The following is a 6426-nucleotide window of genomic DNA, read 5'->3' as shown; positions in this document are numbered from 1 at the left end:
CCGCCGGGCAGAGTGCCGAGATAACCACTGCCTTCATCGACTTCCCCGCCCTCACGGTCGTCGCCAACCCGCAGCGCTACACATGCCTCGAAGAGGGCAGGCGATATCTCTATGAATCGCGCGCCAGCGACTTCAGGCGGGAACTTGAAATCGACCGCAACGGGCTGGTTGTCGACTATCCCGATTTCTGGCGCAGAGGTTAAGGCGTGTTTGCATGCAAACCGCTCTTTACAGAGCGTGCGGAAGCTTTTAGGAAGCGCCTGCTGCGCCGACATGCGCACGTACGGGCATAGCTCAGTTGGTAGAGCGGCGGTCTCCAAAACCGCAGGTCGTAGGTTCGAGCCCTGCTGCCCGTGCCATTCCCTGAATGGCATTCAACCCAATGTCTCGCCGTTTCGGAATGGCGTTCAAAACGATATTTCCATGGTCCGGCCTTTGAAAATCGGCGACCCGCTTGCCATATAGGGTCGATTGGGGCATAAGAGCGCCATAGCCGGGACGGAACGACTGGATGGTTCCGAGGCGGTGTTTGGTCATAAAGCGGAGACTTGCCACTTGCGTGGATCAAGAATCGGTTTTATGTAGACGAAACAGACACGCGACGCGTGGAGCTGGGAAACCGGCTTTACGCGTCTGATTTGCATGGGCGAAATGATTGCGCTGATTCGGCGCGAAATTCGCTCAGGCGGCACGTCCCGGCCAGCGGGATCATCCAGGAGACCCGGCCAACGGGTCTTGAAGACAGAGCGGCATATGGCTTCGAAAACCACAAATCCTTTCGTCTTTCTCCAGCAGGTTCGCGCGGAGACCGCCAAGGTGACTTGGCCGTCGCGGCGCGAAACGATGATCTCGACGGTGATGGTTCTGGCCTTCGCAGTGATCGCGATGATCTTTTTCTTCACCGCTGATCAGCTCATGGGCCTCGCGGTCGAACAGATTCTGGGCATCGGACGCTAAGTCCGGCGATTACGGAGAAGTCTTGAAATGACCGCGCGCTGGTACATCGTCCACGCCTATTCGAACTTTGAAAAGAAGGTCGCCGAGGATATCGAGAACAAGGCCAAGCAGAAGGGCCTGTCTGCCGACATCCACCAGATCGTGGTTCCGACCGAGAAGGTCGTCGAAGTTCGCCGCGGCCGCAAGGTCGATGCCGAGCGCAAGTTCTTCCCGGGCTATGTGCTGCTGAAGGCCAATCTGACCGATGCCGTGTTCTCGCTGGTCAAGAACACGCCGAAGGTCACCGGCTTCCTGGGTGATTCCAAGCCGGTGCCGATCACCGAGGCGGAAGCGCAGCGCATCCTGAACCAGGTCCAGGAAGGCGTCGAGCGGCCCAAGCCCTCGGTCACGTTCGAGATCGGCGAAGCGATCCGCGTTTCGGATGGTCCCTTCGCGTCGTTCAACGGTTTCGTCCAGGAAGTGGACGAGGAGCGGGCGCGGCTCAAGGTGGAAGTTTCGATCTTCGGGCGCGCCGTGCCTGTCGATCTGGAATTCGGGCAGGTCGAAAAGGGCTGATCCGAAATCCCTGAAGCCGGTTTGGCGATCAGGGGAGGCGGCGCGGAAGCGCGGCCTGAGAACGGTGGGAGACGAATGCGGCTTTAGCCGGCCGCATGGATCGCACCACCAGACTGCAACCGCCGGCATGACCGGCATAGACAAAGGCAGGAAAAGAGATGGCTAAGAAAATTGCAGGCCAGCTCAAGCTCCAGGTGAAAGCGGGATCGGCTACGCCGTCTCCCCCGATCGGCCCGGCGCTTGGTCAGCGTGGCATCAACATCATGGAGTTCTGCAAGGCGTTCAACGCGCAGACCCAGGAAATGGAAAAGGGATCGCCGGTTCCGGTTGTCATCACCTACTATCAGGACAAGTCCTTCACCTTCGTCATGAAGACGGCGCCGGTGAGCTACTTCCTGAAGAAGGCGGCGAACCTGACCTCTGGTTCCAAGGAGCCGGGTAAGGTCAAGGCCGGTACGGTTTCGCGTGACAAGGTCCGCGAGATTGCCACCGCGAAGATGAAAGACCTGAACGCAAACGACGTCGAAGCGGCCATGCGCATGGTCGAGGGCTCCGCCCGCTCGATGGGTCTGGAAGTGGTGGGCTAAGATCATGGCAAAGATTGCAAAGCGTGTATCGAAGACCCGCGAAGGCATCGATCCCAACAAGGCTTATGCCCTGGGTGATGCGCTGAAGCTGCTCAAGGACCGTTCCTCGGTGAAGTTCGATGAGACCATCGAAGTCGCCATGAACCTCGGCGTCGACCCGCGTCATGCCGACCAGATGGTCCGCGGCGTGGTCAACCTGCCGAACGGCACCGGCCGCTCGGTACGTGTCGCCGTGTTCGCCCGTGGCGACAAGGCCGACGAAGCGCGCGCTGCCGGCGCCGACATCGTTGGTGCCGAGGATCTGGTCGACATCGTCCAGAAGGGCACGATCGATTTCGATCGCTGCATCGCCACGCCGGACATGATGCCGCTGGTCGGCCGTCTGGGCAAGGTGCTCGGCCCGCGCGGCATGATGCCGAACCCGAAGGTCGGAACCGTCACCACCGACGTTGCCGCCGCCGTCAAGGCGTCCAAGGGCGGCGCCGTCGAGTTCCGTGTCGAGAAGGCTGGCATCGTCCATGCCGGCGTCGGCAAGGTCTCGTTCGACGTCAAGGCCCTGGAGGAGAACATCCGCGCCTTCGCCGATGCGGTGACCAAGGCAAAGCCGACTGGCGCCAAGGGCAACTACGTCAAGAAGGTGTCGGTCACCTCGACGATGGGCCCGGGCCTCAAGCTCGACGTCGCGACGCTCAACGCGTCCTGATACGAACATTTGGATCGGCCGCCAAGCGGCTGATCCGCAAGTGAATTCCGGACCTCCGACTTGTCGGCGGCCCGGTACCGGAAGCCGAAAGGTTTCCGGACATCCTGTCCGAGATTGCAGGCGGCCCAGAAGCCTTAATTCGATTTGGGCCTGCATGAGACGGGTGAAGACCGGACAACGGAGCGATTGCTCCAATGAAAGGTTCGAACCGTGTTTGCCTTTTGTCTGCGCATCGCCGGCTTGATTGTCGATGTGGCGAAAGGGGGCAGGATCCTCGAGCGTCGTTCGGGAGATCCGTTACTGGATGGCCCGGCCGACAAAAGGCAACCCGACGCCTGTCCTCGTCAATGGGATGTTCCCGTTAACAGGATTGGGGTCAACTGGAGATAGGCAGTGGACAGAGCGGAAAAACGCGAACTCGTCACGGGCCTGAACGGTGCGTTCTCGAACGCAGGTTCAGTGGTCGTGGCCCACTACGCCGGTATCACCGTCGCGCAAATGAACGACCTTCGGTCGAAAATGCGCGCTGCCGGTGGCACCGTCAAAGTCGCGAAGAACCGTCTCGCCAAAATCGCTCTTCAGGGCACGGACTCCGCATCGATCATCGAGCTGTTCAAGGGACAGACGCTGATTGCTTATTCGGAGGATCCGATTGCGGCGCCGAAGGTCGCGTCCGATTTCGCCAAGGGAAATGACAAGCTCGTCATTCTCGGCGGCGCAATGGGCACCACCTCGCTCAATGCCGACGGTGTGAAGGCACTCGCCACACTTCCGTCGCTCGATGAGCTGCGCGCCAGGCTGGTTGGCATGATCGCCACGCCGGCAACCCGGATCGCCCAGATCGTCAATGCGCCAGCGGCCTCGGTCGCGCGCGTCATCGGCGCTTACGCCCGGAAGGACGAGGCGGCATGAGGCCGTTCCTCGCTATCACAAACACACGTTCGAACCTTATGAAGGAACACAACAATGGCTGATCTCGCAAAGATCGTAGACGACCTTTCGAAGCTGACCGTCCTCGAGGCGGCCGAGCTGTCGAAGCTTCTGGAAGAAAAGTGGGGCGTTTCGGCTGCTGCTCCGGTGGCGGTTGCCGCTGCTGGCGGCGCTGCGGCCGCTGCTGCTCCGGCCGAGGAAAAGACGGAATTCGACGTCGTCCTCACCGACGCAGGCGCTCAGAAGATCAACGTCATCAAGGAAGTCCGCGCCATCACCGGTCTTGGCCTCAAGGAAGCCAAGGATCTGGTTGAAGCGGCTCCGAAGCCGGTCAAGGAAGCCGTTTCCAAGGCCGACGCTGACAAGTTCAAGGCCCAGCTGGAAGCAGCCGGCGCCAAGGTCGAACTGAAGTAAGCGTAAAAGCGGCGGGCGGCCTCGCGCCGTCCGCCACTCCCTTCGCCCGAAGGGAGAGCGCGTAACGCGAGATCTGCGAGAACCTCTTTCCTGAGGGCCGAAAACCGGCCTTCAGGAAACGGGTTTTCTCCCGTTCTAGCCGGCCGCCGACAGGCGCCGGGAAAACAGACAGAGGGTTGCCGCCAAGGTGGCCCAGTATGCAAGGCGAGCCGCGGCGAGGCTCGTCCCGAGTTTAGAGCTAAGGAGCGACGATGGCCCAGACCCAGACTTTCAATGGCCGCAGACGCGTACGCAAGTTCTTCGGAAAAATTCCGGAAGTTGCGGAGATGCCGAACCTGATCGAGGTTCAGAAGGCATCCTATGACCAGTTCCTGATGGTGGCGGAGCCCAAGGGTGGGCGTCCGGACGAGGGGCTGCAGGCCGTTTTCAAGTCGGTCTTCCCGATCTCCGATTTTTCCGGCTCCTCCATGCTGGAGTTCGTGAAGTACGAGTTCGAAGGACCGAAATTCGACGTTGACGAATGCCGTCAGCGCGACCTCACCTATGCCGCGCCGCTCAAGGTGACGCTGCGCCTCATCGTGTTCGATATCGACGAGGACACCGGCGCCAAGTCCATCAAGGACATCAAGGAGCAGGACGTCTACATGGGCGACATGCCGCTCATGACCTTGAACGGCACCTTTATCGTCAACGGCACCGAGCGCGTCATCGTTTCGCAGATGCACCGTTCGCCGGGCGTCTTCTTCGACCATGACAAGGGCAAGTCGCACTCGTCGGGCAAGCTTCTGTTTGCCGCGCGCGTCATCCCGTATCGCGGTTCGTGGCTCGACATCGAGTTCGATTCCAAGGACGTCGTGCACGCCCGCATCGATCGCCGCCGCAAGATTCCGGTGACGTCGCTGCTGATGGCGCTCGGCATGGACGGCGAAGAGATCCTGTCGACCTTCTACAACAAGATCACCTACAAGCGTGCCGGCGACCATTGGCGCATTCCGTTCAACGTCGAGCGTTTCCGCGGCCTCAAGGCTGTCGGCGACCTTGTCGATGCCGATACCGGCGAAGTCGTCGTCGAGGCCGGCAAGAAGATCACCGCACGCCAGGCACGGGCGCTTGGCGAAAAGGGTCTGAAGGCGATCAAGGCGACCGACGAGGACCTGCTCGGCAACTATCTGGCCGAGGACATCGTCAACTACGCCACCGGCGAGATCTTCCTCGAGGCCGGTGACGAGATCGACGAGAAGACGCTGAAGGTGCTGCTCGGCACCGGCGAAGAGGAGATCAAGGTTCTCGACATCGACCACGTCAATGTCGGCGCCTATATCCGCAACACGCTCAACGTCGACAAGAACGAGAGCCGCCAGGACGCGCTGTTCGACATCTATCGTGTCATGCGCCCCGGCGAGCCGCCGACGCTTGAAACCGCCGAAGCCATGTTCAACTCGCTGTTCTTCGATAGCGAGCGCTACGATCTGTCGGCCGTCGGCCGCGTCAAGATGAACATGCGCCTCGAACTGAAGGCCGAGGACACCGTGCGCGTGCTGCGCAAGGACGACATCCTGGCCGTGGTCAGGACGCTGGTTGAACTGCGCGACGGCAAGGGCGAGATCGACGACATCGACAATCTCGGCAACCGCCGCGTACGTTCGGTCGGCGAGCTGATGGAAAACCAGTACCGCGTCGGCCTGCTGCGCATGGAGCGTGCGATCAAGGAGCGTATGTCCTCGATCGAGATCGACACGGTCATGCCGCAGGACCTGATCAACGCCAAGCCGGCGGCTGCCGCCGTGCGCGAGTTCTTCGGTTCCTCGCAGCTGTCGCAGTTCATGGACCAGACCAACCCGCTGTCGGAGATCACCCACAAGCGCCGCCTCTCGGCGCTTGGACCGGGCGGTCTGACCCGCGAGCGCGCCGGCTTCGAAGTGCGCGACGTGCACCCGACGCATTACGGCCGCATCTGCCCGATCGAGACGCCGGAAGGCCCGAATATCGGTCTGATCAACTCGCTGGCCACCTTCGCACGCGTCAACAAGTACGGCTTCATCGAGAGCCCGTACCGCAAGATCGTCGACGGCAAGCTGACCAATGACGTCGTCTATCTCTCGGCGATGGAAGAGGCCAAGCACCATGTTGCGCAGGCCAACGCCGAGCTCGACAAGAACGGTGGTTTCGTCGACGAATTCGTCATTTGCCGCAGTGCCGGCGAAGTGATGATGGCGCCGCGCGAAAACGTCGATCTGATGGACGTGTCGCCGAAGCAGATGGTGTCGGTGGCCGCGGCCC

General features: G+C 61.1%; 8 protein-coding genes and 1 tRNA gene. All 9 read left to right on the top strand.

The genetic code is table 11. The annotated features are described in order from the left end of the window. Window positions 1-203, top strand: a 203-nt coding sequence (locus EN914_RS19705) for a putative glycolipid-binding domain-containing protein (protein ID WP_206527216.1), incomplete at its 5' end; no start/stop codon positions are given. Between the two features lie 80 nt (window positions 204-283). Continuing rightward, window positions 284-359 (top strand) — tRNA-Trp (locus EN914_RS19700). Between the two features lie 394 nt (window positions 360-753). After that, window positions 754-957: a preprotein translocase subunit SecE gene (secE, locus tag EN914_RS19695; RefSeq protein WP_013531408.1), complete on the top strand. Its 204-nt coding sequence runs from the start codon at window positions 754-756 to the stop codon at window positions 955-957. A gap of 27 nt (window positions 958-984) precedes the next feature. Beyond that, window positions 985-1512, top strand: a complete 528-nt coding sequence (gene nusG / locus EN914_RS19690; RefSeq protein ID WP_013531409.1) for a transcription termination/antitermination protein NusG — start codon at window positions 985-987, stop codon at window positions 1510-1512. 158 nt (window positions 1513-1670) lie between these two features. Further along, a complete protein-coding gene (gene rplK, locus EN914_RS19685; RefSeq protein ID WP_013531410.1) occupies window positions 1671-2099 on the top strand; it encodes a 50S ribosomal protein L11 in 429 nt (142 codons plus the stop codon). Between the two features lie 4 nt (window positions 2100-2103). After that, window positions 2104-2802 (top strand): 50S ribosomal protein L1, encoded by a 699-nt coding sequence (rplA, locus tag EN914_RS19680; protein ID WP_013531411.1) that lies wholly within the window; start codon window positions 2104-2106, stop codon window positions 2800-2802. Between the two features lie 393 nt (window positions 2803-3195). Further along, the gene (gene rplJ, locus EN914_RS19675; protein ID WP_013531412.1) at window positions 3196-3714 is read left to right on the top strand and encodes a 50S ribosomal protein L10; all 519 of its coding nucleotides are present in this window, start codon (window positions 3196-3198) and stop codon (window positions 3712-3714) included. A gap of 54 nt (window positions 3715-3768) precedes the next feature. After that, window positions 3769-4146 carry a 50S ribosomal protein L7/L12 gene (rplL, locus tag EN914_RS19670; RefSeq protein WP_013531413.1) on the top strand — a complete coding sequence of 126 codons (378 nt, stop codon included), beginning with the start codon at window positions 3769-3771 and terminating at the stop codon, window positions 4144-4146. A gap of 251 nt (window positions 4147-4397) precedes the next feature. Then, window positions 4398-6426: DNA-directed RNA polymerase subunit beta (gene rpoB, locus EN914_RS19665; protein ID WP_127389212.1), on the top strand; the 2029-nt coding region annotated here is incomplete at its 3' end.

It is taken from the genome of Mesorhizobium sp. M7A.F.Ca.CA.001.08.2.1, assembly GCF_003998455.1.
GTDB lineage: Bacteria > Pseudomonadota > Alphaproteobacteria > Rhizobiales > Rhizobiaceae > Mesorhizobium > Mesorhizobium ciceri.
This window is presented reverse-complemented; position numbering and strand designations above follow the sequence as displayed.